This is a genomic window from Pseudoalteromonas sp. NGC95 (genome assembly GCF_015864705.1).
GTDB classification, from domain to species: Bacteria; Pseudomonadota; Gammaproteobacteria; order Enterobacterales; family Alteromonadaceae; genus Pseudoalteromonas; species Pseudoalteromonas arctica.
Window position 1 is genome coordinate 68657 of the sequence record NZ_JADYWR010000013.1, and the last position, 18643, is coordinate 87299.

Here is an 18643-nt window from a genome sequence, read left to right on the forward strand (position 1 = left end):
AATATCCTAATAAGACTTCAACATAACAAAAAGGCTTCTAAATTTATTTAGAAGCCTTTTTTAATAACTACAGCATGTTTTATATTAGTCTTTAAGCGATTCGGCAACCACCGGATAATAGTCCCAAACTTGTTTATCACTGAGTGAGCGTACAAGCTTAATGTATTCTGCATGTGTCCAAGCTAGAGGTGTTGCTGAGTTTGTGCCCTCGCCTAACGCATAACCTGCTTTATTTACACCCACGCCATCCCATACTTGCTCAGGTAGCATCATGCCGCTATTAGCAAACTGCTCTAAACCTTTTACGTAACTATTTTTAATGTCCGCTTGTTTTGCATCATCTAGCGTATTATTTGCGTTTGCGGCCGCTATTTCATAGTGTCCGCGTTCGCCTGTAAAAAATGGCCATACACGACCACGTTGGCCTGGCGTGTTGCTCCCGCTTTCGGCGTAATTAGTACCTGTGGTTTCATCTTCGCCGTAACCGTCGTTGCCATAACGGCGATAGCCTGCAAATGTGCCGCTACCATCGGTAAAGTTAAAGCTGTATTTAACTTGTAAGTTATCTTCAAGCGTTTCGTCGTCATACTCAGGCAGGGTTTTAACTATACTTGAATCGTTGGCACTTCTTACTCCATAGCGGACTAATTCTAAAAAACCACCGTCTAAAATCTGCTTTTTGTTAAAACCTTCACGGCCATTGTTGGCGTTAATTTTAGTATTAGAGTTAGCGTCGGTGTCTTGACCTATACGAATAAAATACTCGCCATCGGTGCTATCACCTTTTAAATTACCTTCGGTGGTAAACATTTGCGATTCTATATCACTGTTGTACTTTTTAGCCGTTGCTAAATAACGATCTGCATTTTGAGTATCACCACTGAGTGTTGCTATGTCACTGGCTGTTATAAGGCCAGCAACAACGGCAGCCGTTGTAGAGGGAGAATAACCACTTTGCTCTTCCCAGCGCTCTTGCTGTGTTGCGGGTGGAGTGATTTGCATGTCGTTCCATAAAATTTTAGCTCTTCCGCCATCAACTAAAAAGTCAGCTGCCGGTTTTAGCATGCGTGCGTACCAATCTTTAAGTTCGTTATCACTTAGTACGTTTGCTTGATGTAACTTCCACGCGAGCATAATTGGCATAGCCGTTTGATCTAGCTGTACCCCTACCCATTCCAGTTCACCATCAACATGTGTTTTTTGTAAAAACCATCCGGTGTCACCATTGTTACCGGGGGTTTTGCTAGTAACTTGTACTTTTTCAAGGTATTCGAAGGCCGTTTTTGCAGTCGCTGTATCGCCTAAGGCCATAAATGCCATAGCTACTTGATAAAAATCACGAACCCATACCGCTTTGTAACCAGTAGAACCCTGTTTGGCTGAAACAGTTTCACCCCAAGGATTAGAAAGTGAGGCAATGAGCGCACCCGCATTAGTTTTGTCTTCTTGCGCTTTTAGTACCATTGCACTGGTATAAAGTAGCTTACCGTCATCGGCTGTTTGCTTAACCATTGTATTTAATGGCTCAAGGCTTTGTAAATAATCTTCCCAGCCTAGCGCTTCACCTTTACCGTTGTAGGCATCAAGCACATTTTGATAACCTTTAGATAAGCTCTGTGCACCTTGTTGCTGGCTTTGCTGCTGCGTTTTACCAAAGCTTAGTGCTAAATCAAATGTGGTATTACTATCGATAGTACCAAGCTCTGCCAGCAGAGTGACGTTACCGGCCTTATCGCCTGTGTTTGAATATTGTTTGCTTAGTGTGTGTTGTTTTTTAAGTGAGGTGATGCCATCGCTCACGCCTGTAAAGCCTACGCTTTGCATTTTGAATGGCGTAGATGATTGTAACGTTAAAAAATTATCATCTTCCCATGCCACTAAGCCTTGCTCAGTGGTTTTTGCAAAATCACCTAAGCCGTTGTTGTTTATATAAGGGTTAACAGCAACATACGCTTTCACGCCTTTAAGTGATGTATTAAAAATACTGCGTACAAACAATGTTTGTCCGTCAGGGTCGGTGAATATGTGTTTTTCGAGGGTAAAACGCCCTTTCTTATCTGTACTTGTGACTTTGTAAGCAAGCGATAGTGGTCTGCCTTTATCGTCTTTATGTAAGTAATCAATTGTAACGTCTAAGTCGTCAGCTTCAGTGACTGTAAAATCTTTACCGGTTACTACAAACTGCATATCTTTAATCTGAGCTTGGTGAATGAGTCCAAACATAGTTTCGGTGATCATACCTTTGGCAATTGAAAACCATACTTTTGATACTTCACCTGTCGCAGCGTTGTTATTATATTGGCCGTTTTGGTATTGCTCAAAAGAAGTACCAATTCCGGTTTTACCCGCGTAAGCCCAATATGGTTCAGCACCCGGTGCGCCAGGAGCTGCTGAAACTGTAGCGTCAATATTTTCGTTATTCGTATTTTGTGCACCACAGGCTGTTAAACCCAAAGTTAAAAGAGCGGTGGTAACAAGGTTATATTTTTTCATTGTGTGACCCTTAGTTTGAATTTTTAACGCGCATTACAGCAATCGCAGCAACAACGAATGATGCAGCACCAATTAATAATGCGTAAATAGGCTGATTAGAAAATACGTGGCGTAAAATAAGTCCTAAAATACTCGCGGCAAGCAATTGCGGTATAACAATAAAGAAGTTAAAAATACCCATATACACGCCCATTTTATTACTCGGTAATGCATTACTTAACATTGCATAAGGAAGCGATAAAATAGACGCCCATGCAAAGCCAACGCCTATCATAGGAATAAGGAGCATTTTTGGATCTGTTATAAACATAAAGCTTGCAAGACCTAACGCGCCCAGCAATAAATTAAAACAATGCGCGCCTTTTAAGCCCATCTTTTTAACTAATAATGGAATACACATAGCGGCAATAGCTGCAAAGCCATTGTAGGCGGCAAATAAAATACCGACCCAATCAGCCCCATCGTTAAAGGCTTTACTTGTTGCATCACTGCTGCCGTAATGAAAGCTTGTTACTGCGGCTGTGGTGTATATCCACATAGCAAACAACGTAAACCAGCTAAAAAACTGCACCCAAGCAAGCTGCTTCATTGCCTCTGGCATGGTAAATACATCTTGTACTACTTGGTAAAAACCGCCTTGTATTTTGTTAGCAGCCTTTAATGCGCTTGCTATCCACTGCACAATACCAAACGCTAGTAAGCCACCAGCAAGTAGGTATAACTCTTTTTCAAGCGATAAACCCATTACTAATGTAAGGGTTGCTAAACCTAGCACCACAAAAATAATGGCACCTTTATTGAAATTGATATCTACTAATGCGGTGTTAGTCGGTTTGGCAGTGTGGTTTTCAAAAGCAGCTAATTGCTCAGGGCTATATTCTTTGGTTCGCATAACTGTCCAAAGAACTGCGACTAGCAATACGACCCCACCCCAATAAAATGAATATTTAACAGATTCAGGAATTTGCCCTAGCGCAGCGGTATTACTTACATCAAACCAATTGGTCATCATCCATGGTAGCGCTGAGGCTAATACCGCACCAATACCAATAAAAAAGCTTTGTAACCCGTAACCTGTAGCGCGTTGTTTTTCTGGCAGGTTATCGCCTACAAGTGCTCTAAAAGGTTCCATAGTGACATTGATTGAGGCATCCATAATCCATAACATACCTGCAGCAATCCAAAGGGTTGGTGAATGCGGCATGATAAAGAGTGAGATAGTAGTAAGTACCGCCCCTATGAAAAAGAATGGACGACGACGACCAAAACGCCCCCATGTTTTATCACTCCAATAACCAATTATTGGTTGCACTATTAAGCCCGTTAGCGGTGCTGCAACCCATAAAATAGGAATATCATCCACTTGTGCGCCTAGGGTTTGAAAAATACGGCTCACATTGCCGTTTTGTAGTGCAAAACCAAATTGAATACCTAAAAAGCCAAAGCACATATTCCATATTTGCCAGAAACTTAGATTTGGTTTGTTGCTGTCATAATTATTATTTTGATTATTCATGATTAGCCTTATTAGTTAAAACTGCGCTACTAAATGCATCTAGCGAAAGCATAAGCTTTGTAACTTCTTTGTCAGTGATGATCTTTACCGTGTTTTGTTCAAGTAAGTCGTGTAGCGGTTTATTTCGCTCAAAGGTATTTGCTTGCTCTGGTGTTAAATTAATTAATACCGTTTGTGGCTCCTCACTAAAATTACTAAAAACATAAACAGATTGCTGTCCCAGCGAGCGTACAAAACCAACAACGCGTTCGCTATTGCTAAGTGAAAGCTCTGACATGGTTCCACCTACAACAGCGGGCAAACTATTAAGAGCCATTATTGATTTATAATAATCACGAAGTGATGCTTGCTCGCTCGATAAGTTAGCGCCGTCGAATTTGCCGTTGTTCATCCATGCTTGATGCGCTGGTACACCAATATAGTCAAAAATACTGGTGCGAGTAGATGTGCCAAAACCTGCGTTTTCAGATCCGTCCTCCCCCACATCTTGGGCAAAATATAATAAAGTAGGTGCGCGACTCATTAAGCTAGAAACGACCATTGCTGGTTTCCCCCAGCGTGCATCACCTGCAAAATCAGGGCTAGCAATGCGTTGTTCGTCGTGATTTTCTAAAAAGTGCAGCATGTGCGCTTCAATATCAGCCACTTGGCTTTGGGCTGCAAAAATAGTATTAGCCGCTTGCTTACCCTGCATAATGGCTTTTAATGTGTCGTAAAAGCCGACTTTGTCATACAAGTAATCCATTTTTCCTTGCTGAATATACGCTCTGTACATTTGTGGGTTGTAAACTTCAGCCAATAAAAACGCATCGGGCTTTTGCATTTTTATTGATGAATTTAAAAAGCTCCAAAATTCAACCGGCACCATTTCGGCCATATCGTACCTAAAACCATCAACGCCTTTATCAAGCCAGTAAAGAGTGATATCTCTAAATTTATACCAGCTATTAGGCAGTTCCTTATTTTGCCAAAACGCATAATGAGCGCGATAATCTTGGTTTTCTAACTCTTTAGGTAATACAGGAAAGTCATAGCTGCCATCAGGCTTAACGCCATAATTCACTCTTACGGTTTCGTACCAATCGTTAATATCTGGCTTGGGTGCACGCGCGCCATTCCCCGTCCATTTCGCTGGCGTTTCATCAAAAAAACCGTCAGCTAAAGGGTGAGTATTACCCCCTAAAACTGTATAGCTTTGTGATGTTGGAACCTGAAAAGACTGACCTGGTACATAATAAAAGTTATTATTTTTATCGTACTCTTTGCTGGTGTCGTCTTGCTCACCAAAGTCTTTTATTCCTTTGGGTTTTGCTACTGATTTATAATTACGAGCCACATGGTTAGGTACAATATCTATAACCACTTTCATGCCATGCTCATGAGTGCGCTCAATCAGATCACTAAACTCACCCATTCTATTAGTCACATTTATGGCTAAATCTGGGTTTACGTCGTAGTAATCTTTTATTGCATAAGGTGAACCTGCACGGCCTTTAACTACATCAGGGTCGTCTTGCGTAATCCCATACTCGGTATAATCGCCCACTAGCGCATGATGTAAAACACCGGTATACCAAACATGGGTCGTACCCAATTCTTTAATACCTTTAAGTGCAGCATCGTTAAAGTCGGCAAATTTACCTACGCCATTTTGCTCTTTTGTACCCCAGGGCACATTCGCGGTCTGTGTGTTACCAAATAAGCGTGTAAATACTTGGTATACAACAGGCTTTGTTAACTCATTTTGCGCCTGTTTAGGCGCTTGCTGTTGTTCGGTTTCATTATTGTCTGAGCACGCACTTGTTATAAGTGCGCTACACAGTAATGCGGGTACATAAACTGATTTTTTCATTGTGTGTCTTTTTGTCAGTAGTGTTATAGCTTTATACTAAAGATATCTGCAGCAAGCATACAGTTGCTGCATACGTATTCACTTAAACATTCACGGCGTATTAATCACTAATACCGTAGCAGTCATTGGCTCTAAGTTAATACTGTTAGTTAGTTTAAAAGTGTGTTGTGTGAATAATGCCTGCGCATTGGCATTTTTTGGTATAACTTCTTGCATGTAATCAAGATTATGCTTTTGTGTTACTTTGTTTTTATTCATAAAAACTAATACTGTTTGCGTATCACTAACGCGAGCATAACTATAAACACCATTGTTCGGACTGAAATGAACGAGCTTACCCTTTGCAAGCGCCGGGCTTTGCTTTCTAAAGTTAAGTAGCGTGCTTATAGTTTCGTGCATATCGCGCTGATCTTTACTTAACCCGACTCCAGTAAACGCATTAGCGTTTTGATTTTTGAACCCACCTGGAAAATCAATGCGTATATCACCATGATCTTTACTCGGCGTATTATCCAATAATATTTCGGTTCCATAATATATTTGAGCAATGCCGCGCGTTGTTAAAAACAAAGTCATCGCCATTTTAGTTTTAGCTAAGTCTTGCCCAAGCTCCGTATATACACGGCTCATATCGTGGTTATCAGCAAACACCATAATGTTATTGGTGTCTGGGTATAAAAAATCGTTAGCTAATGACTGATATACTTTAACCCAGCCTGTGCTCCAACCCTCATCTTCATTTAAAGCTCGAATTACCGCCTCTTGCAACGAAAAGTCCATCACACTGGGTAAGCTTGACACATACCCATCTTGATTTACTTTACCGCGCTGCCAATACGACGCTATTGCAGGGTTTGAAGTCCACTCTTCGCCAACAATATTAAAGTGTGGGTATTCATCCATAATGGCCTTGGTCCAATCACTTAAAAACGCTTTATCTGAGTAAGAGTAAGTATCAACTCTAATACCGCTTAAATCTGCGTATTCAATCCACCAAATTGCATTTTGAATTAAATACTCATTTAATAATGGTTGGCGCTGGTTTAAATCGGGCATGCTAGCGACAAACCAACCATCGCTAAACTGGCGTTTATCGTAGTTACTTGCGTGTGGATCTTGAATTGTTTGGCGCGCATGGCTTGTGGCATTTTTGCCATTTTCAAACTGCCCATTAAAGTTAATCCAATCTTGAGTTGGTTTATCCTTCATCCACGGGTGCTCAGCACCAAAGTGATTAAGCACCATATCCATAACAAGCCCAATGCCCTGCTCTTTAGCCTTTATTGATAACGTTTTGTATAAATTATTTGATCCCATTCGCGGATCAACGTTGTAAAAGTCTGTAATCGCGTAACCATGATAAGAGTAATCTGGCATGTTGTTTTCAAGCACTGGAGTAAGCCAAAGCTGTGTTACACCTAAATTATTTAAATACGGTAATGCGTTAATAACACCTTGAATATCCCCTCCATGTCGCCCGCCTTTAAAACCTGGATTTACAGCTTCTAGCATGCTTTTAACGGTGTCATTTGTGGAGTCGCCATTTACAAAGCGATCTGGGTTAATTAAATATAAAGCATCTGCACTTGTGAAACCTTGGCGTTGCGCGCTATTTTTATCTCGGGTAAATAAAGGAAACTCAAAGCTATGCGCTGTATTAGTGCTGTTAAACTTGAGCGTTCCTGCTTTGGCGTTATCGCTAATATTTAAATGAAGGAAAGCATAATTAGGGTTGTCGGTACGTGTTACGTTATTAAGTTCAACCCCTTTATACTTATCTAATTTAAATTCTTCGTTAGCTATATTTTGCTCATGCACGAGTACTGTAATGTTATTTTTATTCATTCCGACCCACCAATTGGCAGGCTCTACATTAAGTGCATAACTAAAGCTTGGTAAGCTACATGCGCTTACTAGTAAAAGTGTGTTTAAAAATCGCATTGTTATACCTTTTTAATGCTGGCTAAAAAATTCTGGTGAGTTGGTAATTGCGTTACAGTTGAGCTGATCAACGTTTTTAAAGTAGAGAATAAATCGCTCAGTTGATCATCACTTAGTGAATCAACAATACTGTTATAGTCATCAGGGATAAGCCCTTGCCCTATCATGACTTGCTGCCAAGCAACTTCGGCGAATAGTTCATCATCTTCACGTATTACTTTGCCTGTGTGTTTAAATAAATTCAGTTTATGGGTAAGGGAATTTGGTATATCCATTTGCATGCATTGACGCCAAAACGGGGAGTCTTGTCGCTCGGTGAGTTTATAATGCAAAATAATAAAATCACGTATGTGTTCTAATTCAATAACGCTTTGTTTATTAAACTCCGTTACTAACGCATCGCTAATACCGTTGTGTGGAAATAGCTTAATTAAACGCGTAACCGCAGTTTGAATTAAATGAATACTGGTTGACTCTAGCGGCTCTAAAAAACCACTTGAGAGGCCAACCGACACCACATTTTTATGCCATTGCTTTAAACGCCGACCTGTTTTGAATTTTATAATACGGGGCTCTGTAATTGGCTCAGCGGGTAAGCTTTTTAGCAGTAACTGCTTAGCATCATCATCTGACAAGTATCTACTGCAATAAACAAGGCCATTACCAATACGATTTTGCAGTGGTATTTGCCATTGCCAACCAGCACTATGTGCAATAGATCGCGTATAGGGCTTAAGCTCATGAGTACTTTTTGTTTGTACGGCTACTGCACTATCGCATGGTAAGTAATGAGACCAATCAATAAACCCTGTATTTAGTGTTTGTTCAATTAATAGTGCACGCAGCCCGGTGCAATCTATAAATAAATCCCCACTAATTTGACTGTCGTTATCCAGTGCTAGGCTTTTAACATTGCCTGTATCGCATTGTTCAACATGGCTTATTTTTGCATCTATGTGTTTAACACCGCGCGATATAGCCAACTTTTTTAAGTATTCAGCGTAAAGCGTCGCATCAAAATGATATGCGTAACTCAGCCCAGGTAGTTGGGTATTAGGAATTGTATTGAGGGGTGCAAATTTATGCTGTTTAGCCGCTTGGTAATTGAGTGAAAAATCCCATAAGTCGTCTTCGCAACCCGTAATTTGACCTTTTAACCAAAAGTTATAAAAATCGCAAAAGGGAAAGTTTTTACCTAACGAGCCAAACGCATGCATGTAGCTATGCCCTGGCGTTTTCCAGTTTTCGAACTCAATACCTAATTTTATTGAAGCATTAGTAGCATTAATAAAATCTTGCTCGTTTATACCCAGCGCGTTATTAAGTTGAATAATGGGCGGTATCGTTGCTTCACCCACTCCTACCGTACCAATAGCTGATGATTCTATTAGTGTGATATTAATTACTTTACCTAACACTTTATTAAGCAGTGCTGCTGTTATCCACCCTGCGGTACCACCGCCTGCAATTACGACATGTTTTATTGGTTTCATATTATTGCCCACGCTTTAATACAGCGCTCAATAAACTTAATTAAGCTAATTGGTATTAATCAGTGTTTGATAAACTAGCTATAAAAAAGCCCTTGTAAAATAAATCACAAGGGCTTCTACACACAACTTTTATTATAGCTTGTAACTAAAGCCTAACAAGTAAGTACGACCGTAATCTTGGTAGTCACGTACTTGTAGAGCATTATCGCCAGAAAGTGACGTAAACGGTTCTTCAGTTAAGTTTTGTACTTGAAACTGAACAGATAAACCTTCAAGGCTTTCAATGCCGGCCTCAGAGAAGTCATAACCTGCTTGAACATCCCAAATAGTTTCACCTAAAATATCAACTTGTTCAGTGTTAAAACCTAAACCATATACATCACCTTTAAAGGCACTGCGTTTGCGCATACTGGTACGTAATTGCATACCATGCATTTCGTAGTAAACTGTTAAGCTTTGAATTTTATCCGAAAGACCTGGTAGCTCGTAATCGTTACCGTTTTGATCTTCAATATCAGACTCAATACCAGTATGACTAGCAATTAAACCAAAACCTTCAAGAGATGGATGGAATATTTTAAATGGTAACGCTAGTGAAAGCTCGTAACCATATAAATCGCCACCGCCGCCATTTATTTTACCGCTGCCTGTACCTGATGATGTTGCAGGAACTTCACCTGTTGAAGGGTCTGCTACGCCTGACATATCAATTGCATACGTGCCGTCAAAAATCCACTGAGTTAAATCTTTATAGAAAAACGCAGCAGAGAAGTAGCCTTCATCGCTAAAGTAATTCTCGTAAGTAAAATCGTAGCCGGTTGCTTCTTTAGGTTCTAAATTTGGGTTACCACCCGATACAGACCAATAGTTACCATTTTCATCAGGTGTTTGATTATATGAAGCATTAACTGATGAATTCATTTCATCTAAGCGTGCACGAGAAATTGTTTTAGCAGCACCAAAACGTATCGTTTGTTGCTCATCAATCGCAAGTGACAAGTTTAAGCTAGGTAATACGTGCGAGTAATCATGACTTATGTTTGTCGGTGATGTAACAACCACACCATCAACAGTACTAAATGCATTACCTTGTGATGATTGATCAGTTTGTACATAACGCACGCCCACGTTACCCGTTAATGCAAGGCCGCTTACTTCAGCATTAATATTTGCTTGAACAAATGCAGAAGTAATTTCTTCTTTTACAGTCCACGATTTAGTCGCATGACTTGTATTTGTTAAGCTCTCTGCCAATAAGTCGTAATAACCGTCGTTAACTAAGCCATTTACGTCATAAGCAATCATATCGCCCATGCCTATAAAGCCTAAATCAACACTTCCGTTACGGTACTGTTCTGGCACATTAAGCATGCCTGGGTTATCAAGCGAAAAGCTAGATAACGTCATAAAGTAACCTTCTGAATCTTTTGTTTTCTCACGTTCTTTGTAAGACATACCAAATTCAATAGAGCTTATGTACTCGTTTTCTAATACCTTTGAAGCCGCTATTTTTAATGTTGATAGCTCATCTTCAATGGTCGGTGCATTAATAAAACCATCTTGCGCTTGGTTTTCATACTCAGTACCAGTTAAACCATATTTATCGTTAAGTGCAGAGCTTGCACCCCACGATAGCGGGCCTCCTAACTGTATTAAACCATAATCGCTATAATCTAAGTCATGAGTAAAACTTGCGCCGGTATTTCCACCATTAAATGTATAACCTAAGTTATCTGCAACACCGCGAGCATCACCACGTCCTGTACCTGAGTAGCTCTCAACACTCCAGATTTTACGGTCTACTTGTGAATAACTTGCATCAAACTCTACTGACCACGAATCGTCAATATCATATTTAGTATTAAAACCAAAAGCTGTAAGTTCCGCTTCGCGTTCTTCATAATCGTTTCGAACTACTACACGTTGGCCTTGTGTTACTGCACTTGTTATAAAGCCAGATGCTTCATCAACTACAACACTATTTGCATCAATACTACCTTGACCCCATGCAAATGGAACTTCAATACCGCGTAGAATTTTTTCATCTGTAAAATCTACATATAACGCATCAAACGTCATGTTTAATTTGTCTGTAGGGGCGGCTTCTAAAACAAGCATTGCAGAATCGCGCTCAAGCGTTGATGAACGTACAAATGGTTTAGCGCCGCCTAAAATTGAATAATCGTTACCATTTTCGGTGAATTCTGGGTAGCCCCATGAGTTCCAACGTTTTTCTTGATTTGGTGAACTCATTGTATTTAAAGCAAATGCAACACCAATTGTATCGTCAGCAAACTGATCGATGTATGAGATAGTGCCTCGATAGCCGTCATCATTACCATCTGGATTTAATTTACCAAAGCTGGTTTGCTCATACTGCCCATTTACTTGCACAACACGCTCGCCTTTACTTAAAGGGCGCACGGTTTGCATATTAATAACACCGGCAATACCTTCAGCATCAATACTTGCATTTGGCGTTTTATAAACAGTTACACCGCTCATTATTTCTGATGGGTAAAGGTCAAACTCTACGCCGCGGTTATCACCAATCGATACCTGCTCACGACCGTTAAACGTTGTGCCACTTTCATTCTCGCCAAAACCACGAATAGAGACACGACTTGCTCGCCCGTCTAAGCGCTGGGCGGTTAAACCGGGTAAACGCGCAATCGATTCAGCAATAGAAGAATCTGGCAATTTGCCAATGTCTTCAGCCGATATAGATTCTACAACCTGTGTAGAGAAGCGTTTTGTGTTAATAGACTCAACCACACTGCCACGAAAGCCTTTAACTTCGATAACTTCTACATCATCTTTTTTTATTGTATCTTCTTGAGCAGCCTGTGTAGCAAAGCTTGATAAGCCTGCAGCTGTTAATGCCAAAGTTAATATACTTGGTTTGAACATAGACATAATGTTTTCCCGTTACCCATATTGTGATACCCGCGTTCAATGTTTAAGTGATAGTTAAACAAGGCGAGCTAATTTTGTTGTCAGGATGAATATTAACGCCAGATTTATTTTATTAACAACTTTATGCATACGTATTCAACAATTTCAATATAGCCTAATATTAACATACATTACACACATATAATTTTAACCATATGATTTTATTGAAAATAAACAAAACAAAAAACACTGAAAGGGCATGATAGATTAAATCTATTTTGTAGAAAACTAATAGCCTTCCTACTTGAATGTAAACAAGATGAAATTAATTAGCGCTGTTATATAACGTTTAAATAATTGCACATTTACTAAGTGTTAAATTGGTCAGACCATTTCTAGTAAAACCAAGGGTATATTTCCTTTATAGTACAAACTGTTAGGTTAAATTTAACTAAAAAATGAATGAATAACATAATTGGTAAATATTAAACACACAAAACGAACACCGCTAAAGATGCGCTAAGCGCTTATTTTAAATAATTTTATTGCATTATTTTTAGTGCATACGTATGCAGACTTTTTACAGAATTAAAGGCTTCACGTATGCTTTTTGAAAATAACGTGATTAATCGTAATCACAATAAAGAATAGTCTAAATACTGTGTGGAATGACGGAGAAAAGCATGACCAAAAAGCAGTGGTATAAAGGTGCGGTTATTTATCAAGTTTATCCGCGTAGCTTTCAAGATAGCAACAACGATGGTATTGGTGACTTAAAAGGGATTATTAATCGTATTGATTACATTAAAAGCTTAGGCGTTGATGCAATTTGGATTTCACCTTTTTTCAAATCGCCGATGAAAGACTTTGGCTACGATATTAGTGACTACCGTGACATTGACCCGCTTTTTGGTGATTTAAACGATTTTGATGAACTTATTAGCCAAGCCCACGATCGCAACATTAAAATTATAATTGACCAAGTACTAAGCCATACATCAGATCAACACCAATGGTTTACAGATAGCCGCGAAAATCAAAATAACGATAAAGCGGATTGGTATGTTTGGGCTGAAGCTAAAGATGACGGCACAGCACCTAATAATTGGCTGTCTATTTTTGGTGGTGGCGCGTGGCAGTGGGAACCTCGCCGTGGGCAATATTATTTGCATAACTTTTTAACCGAACAACCCGATTTAAACTTTCATAATCCTGACGTAAGACAAGCTGTACTTGATAACGTAGAGTTTTGGCTAAAAAAAGGCGTTGATGGCTTTAGATTAGATGCTATTAACTTTTGTTATCACGATGCACAACTTCGCGATAACCCAGCTAAACCAAAAGATAAGCGTCAGGGTCGTGGTTTTAGTGAAGATAACCCATACGCATTTCAGTATCATTACTACAACAACACTCAGCCAGAAAATATTGAGTTTATGCAAGACATTCGCACATTACTTAATAAATATCCAGGTACTGTATCGCTTGGCGAAATCTCATCAGAGGATTCATTGGCGACAATGGCGCAGTACACCCAAGGTGGCGATAAGCTGCACATGGGATATAGCTTTGAGCTCTTAACAAATGATTATTCAAGTGAATATATTAGAACTACGGTTCAAACTCTTGAACAACGTATGACTGAGGGTTGGCCGTGTTGGGCATTTAGCAACCATGATGTAGAGCGCGTAGCAAGTCGCTGGAGCGAAAATGGCGAAATAAACCCTCAGCAATGTAAAATGCTAACCGCCCTACTTGCCTCCCTTCGTGGCAGTGTATGTATGTACCAAGGTGAAGAATTAGGTTTAGGTGAAGCAAGTGTTGCCTTTGAAGACTTACAAGACCCATATGGCATTACATTTTGGCCTAACTTTAAAGGGCGTGATGGCTGTAGAACGCCAATGCCTTGGGAGCAAGCTGATTCACCTCATGCGGGTTTTAGTGACGTAAAACCTTGGCTACCTGTTGATGATGCACACAAACAGCAATCAGTCGCTGTGCAAACTAATGATAGCAACTCAATTTTAAACGCCTATCGTGAGTTTATGGCGTGGCGCAAGAGCCAAACTGTTTTACTTGAGGGTGATATTGAGTTTATTGAAACGCCTGAGCCTGTGCTTGCTTTTTATAGAACGCTTGGACCGCAAAAAATGCTGTGCATATTTAATCTTAGCTCTCAACAAACAAGTATTGATATGCCAACATCAATCGTTAAAGAATACAATGAGCTTAGCCACCACAGCGCAAAATTAAGCCAAGACACACTTACGCTTGAGCCTTTCGCTTGCTTTTATGCAAAGTGTTAATGACATCAATAATTACACTTAATATTACAGCTAAGCTCTAAACATAAAAAGCCCAAGTAAATTACTTGGGCTTTTTTGTGCGTTTAATTTTTCTAATGACTTTGGGTTTTACTGTTTAAGTAGTCAGTTAAAGCAAATAAAACGCCTGACATTACAAACGTAACATGAATAGTCACTTTCCAAAGTAGCTCATCACTTGGATATGCGCCTGAGTTTATAAATACTTTTAATAACTCAACAGCAGAAATAGCGACTATCGCACTTATTAATTTCATCTTTAGACCTGAAAAACCAACTTTTCCCATCCAAGATGGTCTGTCTTCATGATTATCAATATTAAGCTTAGAAACAAAGTTCTCGTAACCGCTAAATGTAATGATCAGCAATAACCCCGCTAATAATGCCGTATCAACTAAAGTTAGAATACCGACAAGTAACTCTTGATTTGTTGCTGTAAATGTCGCAATACCCATTAAATAAAGCTGCTTAAAAAACTTTATTAACAACAGTACAACTGCAAATAGTAAACCCACAAAAAATGGGGCTAGTAGCCAACGCCCTTTAAAAATAAAAGATTCTAATGCATGCTCTACTTTATTAGCTTGGCGTGGTTTTTTATTAGGGGTGTGTGATGACATTGATTTGTCTTTTAATTAAAAAAAGCGACCTTAGCTTATAAGCCACTGCAACACAATGCTGCGAAATCCTGACAAGTAAATTACTCATCCTCACGATAAAAAAATTTCGTTATCTTTTATTTCGTTTTCGTTTAAAAATCAGTATACCAACAGAGTTGTTCTGGATTGGGCACTACTGGTTTAAACCTAATCTTAAACTGGGTAAATCAGTCATCACACCATTTTTTTAGGAATAAACGAATGAAAAAAGCATTGCTAGCATTAATCGTAGCTCCACTATTTGCAGTATCTGCGACTTACGCGGTAGCAGACGATGCGCCAACAGCTTCAGCCGAAATGGTAAAAGAATACACAGAAATGTGTGTTAACTGGGCTAAAGATGATGACGTAAGCAATGAAGAGCTAAATGCCTACGTATTAAAATGCGTAAATGATGAGCTTGAATCTGAAGGCTATAAAAAAGTATCTTCTGTTAAGATTTAATCATACCAATTGCATTAAATTAGTGATCTATTTTAGCACTAAGAAAATAGCTCAATAGCAAGTGAAATAGCATGACATATAGTTGTTTTATATGAATGTTTTTTAACGCAGTGAGTGGGTTATTTAGTGCAATATAATGACCATTTTTTAATAAAATTGGTATCTCCAATACGCTTAGTTGAATGTACTGCTAATAAAGCCGTTGCGAAAACATTTAACTAGGCAGAAAAAAACCGGAATAGACACAAGCTGTGCGTTCCGGTTTTTTTATGGTTTTTTAAAACCTATAAAAAGTTATGAATAAGCGATAACGTGCTTATTCATCTTCTTTTTTAGCTTTCGCTTTAGGCTTTGCTTTAGCTGGTGCCTTTTTTGCAGCAGCTTTCTTTTTAGGTGCTGCCTTTTTCTTCGCTTCTTCTGTCCATTTACCTGCTTCATAATGAGCAGTCCAGCCAGTAGCTTTACCGTCAACTTCAGTCATAACATACTGAGCTTTATTTTTACGGCTGTAGCGTACAACAGCAAGATTACCATCAGGATCTTTAGCAGGTGCATCTGCTAAGTAATAAAACTTAGGCGAGATACGGTCTCTAAAGCGTTTTAACTCTTCTACCTTAGGTGCACGTGTTTCACGAGACTTAGGAAAAGTATTTGCAGCTAAGAATATACCAGCGGCGCCATCACGTAATACGAAATACGCATCTGACTTTTCACACTCTAACTCAGTAATGTGAACAGGATCTTCTTTTGGTGGAGCAGCTTCGCCACTTTTAAGTAGTTTACGTGTGTTTTTACACTCGTCATTATTACAGCCAAAATACTTACCAAAACGACCCGATTTAAGTTCCATGTCAGAGCCACATTTATCACATTCGATAATTGGTCCGTCATAGCCTTTAATTTTAAAGGTACCTTCTTCAACTATATGCCCTTTACATGCCGGGTTATTACCACACACATGTAATTTACGGGTTTCGTCGATTAGGTATGAATCCATTGCAGTTTCACAAATAGGACAACGCTTCATCTGCATTAACTTTTCAGTTTCTACATCTTCTACATCAGCTGCAACTGCTTCATCACCCGACACCAAGTTCATTGTTGTAGTACAACGCTCTTTTGGCGGAAGGCTGTAACCAGTACACCCTAGGAAAACACCAGTTGATGCCGTTCGTATACCCATTTTTCGGCTACACGTAGGACATTCAATATCGGTTTCAACCATCTCGTTAAGACGCATGCCACCGTTCTCTGGCTCGTCTTTAGCAACAGTTAATTGCGTTGAAAAATCAGCATAAAACTTATCTAGAACTTGTGTCCATACACGCTCGCCTTCAGCGATATCATCTAAACGGCCTTCCATTTTAGCTGTAAAATCAAAGTTCATTAAATCAGTGAAATTTTCAACCAAGCGATCGGTAACTATTTCACCCATTTTTTCAGCGAAGAAACGGCGGTTTTCTACACGTACATAACCACGATCTTGAATCGTTGATATAATTGACGCATAAGTAGATGGACGACCAATACCGCGTTTTTCAAGCTCTTTTACTAAACTTGCTTCACTAAAGCGCGCTGGCGGTTTAGTAAAATGTTGCTTAGGATCAAGTTCGATTAAAGTAAGGACTTCACCTTCTTTAACAGCCGGTAGTGATTGATCTTCTTCGTTTTTCTTACGTATTGCAGGTTGTACTTTTGTCCAACCATCAAAGCGGAGCACACGGCCTTTCGCTTTAAGCTGGAAGTCGTTAGCTGCAACAGTTAGTGTTGTTAAATCGTATTCAGCAGGTACCATTTGGCACGCTACAAATTGACGCCAAATTAGCTCGTACAGCTTTTTAGCATCGGCGTCTACACCTTCAACATGACCAGATAACACGGTAACGCTTGAAGGACGTATTGCCTCATGCGCTTCTTGTGCATTGCCTTTAGAGCTGTAGCTAATTGGATCTTTTGGTAAGTATTTAGCACCAAACTCGTTTGTTACATACTCACGACACATTTCAACGGCATCTTTTGAAAGATTAGTTGAATCGGTACGCATATACGTAATATAACCGCCTTCATACAAACGCTGAGCAAGCATCATGGTCTTTTTAACACCATAACCTAAACGTGTGCTTGCTGCTTGCTGCATGGTTGAAGTAATTAATGGCGCACTTGGGCGACTTTTACTTGGTTTTTCTTCAACGCTAATTACTTTGTATTCTGCATTCTCAAGGCTTTTAACCGCTGCGCTAGCCTGAGCTTCATTTACAGGCTTAAAAGGCTTTCCTGCTTGTTTGGCTACTTCTAAACGTAACTCAGACTCAGTATTTTTAACGTCAGCGTGAATATCCCAAAATTCTTCAGGGATAAACGCCTTAATTTCACGCTCACGCTCTACTAATAAACGTACCGCAACAGACTGAACTCGTCCTGCAGAAAGTCCACGGGCCACTTTAGCCCACAACAAAGGTGATACCATAAAGCCAACAACACGATCTAAAAAGCGACGTGTTTGCTGAGCATAAACCATATCAGTATTAAGCTCGCCAGGTGTTTCAAACGCTTGCTGTATTGCGTTTTTAGTAATTTCGTTAAAAACTACGCGCTTATACTTAGCAGGATCACCACCAATGATTTCTTGAAGGTGCCAAGCAATTGCTTCCCCTTCTCTATCCAAATCCGTTGCGAGATATATTTGGTCTGCATTTTCAGCCAGCTTTTGTAATTCTTGAACAACTTTTTCTTTACCAGGCAGTATTTCGTAATGCGGATCCCAGCCTTGGTTTGGGTCTATACCCATACGCGCGACTAAGTTTGTATAATCTCGTTGCTTTTTATACGCTGCTTTCTCTTCAGGTTCCATTTTACGAACTTCTGCTGGCGTTTTAGTTGCCGGCACTTTAGCTTTGCTCGAACCTGAAGTAGGTAAATCTCGTACATGCCCAATACTGGACTTTACGATGAAGTCATTACCTAAATATTTATTAATTGTTTTAGCCTTAGCAGGAGACTCTACAATTACTAGCGATTTGCCCATA

10 protein-coding genes are annotated in these 18643 nt (G+C 39.6%); 2 read left to right on the plus strand and 8 right to left on the minus strand.

The features are described from left to right. Window positions 1-84: 84 nt before the first annotated feature. The 6 genes from I6E70_RS13095 to I6E70_RS13120 form a co-directional block, all read right to left on the minus strand. A complete protein-coding gene (locus tag I6E70_RS13095) occupies window positions 85-2493 on the minus strand; it encodes a glucan 1,4-alpha-glucosidase (protein ID WP_197188880.1) in 2409 nt (802 codons plus the stop codon). A gap of 10 nt (window positions 2494-2503) precedes the next feature. Then, entirely contained in the window at window positions 2504-4009 is a 1506-nt protein-coding gene (locus tag I6E70_RS13100; RefSeq protein ID WP_197188881.1) for an MFS transporter, read from the minus strand. Further along, on the minus strand, window positions 4002-5861 hold the full coding sequence (locus I6E70_RS13105) for an alpha-amylase family glycosyl hydrolase (protein ID WP_010555039.1): 1860 nt from the start codon (window positions 5859-5861) through the stop codon (window positions 4002-4004). Before I6E70_RS13105 ends, I6E70_RS13100 begins: the two co-directional genes overlap by 8 nt. A gap of 90 nt (window positions 5862-5951) precedes the next feature. Then, a complete protein-coding gene (locus tag I6E70_RS13110; protein WP_010555038.1) occupies window positions 5952-7802 on the minus strand; it encodes a glycoside hydrolase family 13 protein in 1851 nt (616 codons plus the stop codon). Between the two features lie 2 nt (window positions 7803-7804). Next, window positions 7805-9295, minus strand: coding sequence for a tryptophan halogenase family protein (locus tag I6E70_RS13115; protein WP_010555037.1), 1491 nt, complete (start codon window positions 9293-9295; stop codon window positions 7805-7807). Between the two features lie 132 nt (window positions 9296-9427). Then, window positions 9428-12211, minus strand: coding sequence for a TonB-dependent receptor (locus I6E70_RS13120; protein WP_007582601.1), 2784 nt, complete (start codon window positions 12209-12211; stop codon window positions 9428-9430). A 662-nt stretch (window positions 12212-12873) separates the two neighbouring features. Between I6E70_RS13120 and I6E70_RS13125 the strand changes: the two genes are divergently transcribed. Next, window positions 12874-14496, plus strand: a complete 1623-nt coding sequence (locus I6E70_RS13125) for an alpha-glucosidase family protein (RefSeq protein WP_197188882.1) — start codon at window positions 12874-12876, stop codon at window positions 14494-14496. A gap of 92 nt (window positions 14497-14588) precedes the next feature. Here the strand turns inward: I6E70_RS13125 and I6E70_RS13130 are convergent, their stop codons facing one another. Then, on the minus strand, window positions 14589-15134 hold the full coding sequence (locus I6E70_RS13130) for a TIGR00645 family protein (RefSeq protein ID WP_007582598.1): 546 nt from the start codon (window positions 15132-15134) through the stop codon (window positions 14589-14591). Between the two features lie 240 nt (window positions 15135-15374). Between I6E70_RS13130 and I6E70_RS13135 the strand changes: the two genes are divergently transcribed. Beyond that, on the plus strand, window positions 15375-15617 hold the full coding sequence (locus I6E70_RS13135; RefSeq protein WP_007582596.1) for a hypothetical protein: 243 nt from the start codon (window positions 15375-15377) through the stop codon (window positions 15615-15617). 316 nt (window positions 15618-15933) lie between these two features. On the opposite strand, the gene topA is transcribed toward I6E70_RS13135, so the two are convergent. Next, on the minus strand, window positions 15934-18642 hold the full coding sequence (gene topA / locus I6E70_RS13140) for a type I DNA topoisomerase (protein WP_024592543.1): 2709 nt from the start codon (window positions 18640-18642) through the stop codon (window positions 15934-15936). Window position 18643: the final 1 nt, after the last annotated feature.